The following is a 1,673-nucleotide window of genomic DNA, read 5'->3' as shown; positions in this document are numbered from 1 at the left end:
GGTAAGATTTCCTTCGATGGTACATATTGGCACTTGCAGCATAAAAATAGATGATGGAGATGGCTAGCCTATACTTTCTGCCCGAATGTATTTTTTCGTCATAAACACTCTCGAGGGTGCCCCTCGATAAGAGCGAAGGCGTTGTCAAGGACAAAGTTCTCCTGCGCGGTGCGCATAGCACCGCAGATTGGTCCAGAGAGGGTGAGGACGAAAGGCTCTGGAAATCTCACGCTGAATCACATCCCGGTGGAAACCGTTCCACCAACCATCGATTCGGCCTCCTACAGCGGCCATGATTCTTCTATGCGAACATCCCGCCTTTACGGGATGCGAGAGCGCCCAATCAATCCTGCGGCCTAGCTCGCGCCGGCCAGGGGCACCCGCGGGCTGCTCTCGATGCGAACGATCTCCGGATACGGCGTTTGCGTGCGCAGCATCCAGTAGAGCCGTACCGCCAACTTGCGCGCTGCCGCCACCTGGGCCACGTTCTTGGGCATGGAGTGGCAGCGGTGCTGATACTGTTTGCGAAACTCCGGGTCATAACGCACCGCCTGGTGCGCCGCTTCCACCAGCAGCATGCGCATCATGCGGTTGCCCTGCTTGCTGATCGAACCCAGCTTTTGCCGTCCGCCCGAGCTGTGCTCGCGCGGGATCAGCCCCAGATAGCTGGCCACCTGCTTGCCGCGCGGGAAACGCTTCACCTCGCCCAGGGTCAGCACGTACGCCAGCGCCGTCACCGGCCCCACCCCGGGCTGGGTCAGCAGCAGACGCGCCCCGGCGTCTTGCTGCGCGGCTTCGGCCACGGCTTGATCTAACGGCTCGATCTGCTGGTTGAACTGGTTCAGCAATCCCAGCAGATCTTCCCGCCGCCGACTGGCCCACGGCTGCAACGGCAACTCGCGCAGCAGCTTCTGTCCCGCCGCGCTCCACAGCCGCGCCTGGCGCTGCAGGCCCTTATTCAACGCCAGATGCTGCAACTCGTTCTTCACCCGCGCCCGCATCTGCACCAGCTTGGAGCGGTGCAGCAGCAACTGCCGCTGATCCCGCACCGCGCTCGACGGCATCCAGATGCGCGGGAAGCGTCCTTCCAGCAGCAGCTTCAAAATGTGCGCCGCATCCCGCTTGTCCGTCTTCTGCCGGCGTACATAGCGGGCCCGGATCTGCGCCGCATCCCCCACCCACAGCTCGTGCCCCAGCTCCGCCAGCCGGTCCACCAGCCAGTGACAGTTGCCCGTGGCTTCCATCCCCACCAGCGCCGGCCCTGCCAGCTCTCGGTAGAACCGCTCCGCCTCCCCGCTCCCGTGCATCAGCTTCTGCTCCCCCGTCTCTCCCGTCTCTGTGTCTAACCACGCCACCTGCTCCCAGCTCGGATGAAAATCACATCCTATAATCATCATGCGAAGGCTCCTTCCTTCCCCAGCGTCTTTCCGTCCTCAACCCAAAGACTCTGTTTAGGGTAGGCTATGCAGCCTTCGCTCTTATCCAATCACTCCTTGCGAAAGCAATCCTTGCGAAAGCAAGGGTGGGGTTTTTCCTTCAGAGCACCATACAATTTCCCCCCTTGACAATCTCATCATATATGATATATATTTAATAAATGTATTATCTAAATGATAATACTAATTGTTCTTTGACAATCTGAAATTGCGGACTTTCTAGGCGCAAAACACACC

1 protein-coding gene is annotated in these 1,673 nt (G+C 59.2%); it reads right to left on the bottom strand.

Features of this window, described 5'->3' with window-relative positions; translation table 11 throughout:
- Positions 1 to 356: 356 nt before the first annotated feature.
- On the bottom strand, positions 357 to 1,397 hold the full coding sequence (locus tag ACREXZ_RS30755; protein WP_431767899.1) for an IS110 family transposase: 1,041 nt from the start codon (positions 1,395 to 1,397) through the stop codon (positions 357 to 359).
- Between the last annotated feature and the right edge of the window lie 276 nt (positions 1,398 to 1,673).

The sequence above is a fragment of the Paraburkholderia sp. genome, assembly GCF_050742655.1.
GTDB lineage: Bacteria > Pseudomonadota > Gammaproteobacteria > Burkholderiales > Burkholderiaceae > Paraburkholderia.
Note: the sequence above shows the minus strand (reverse complement) of the source record. Positions and strands in the feature narration are given on the sequence as shown.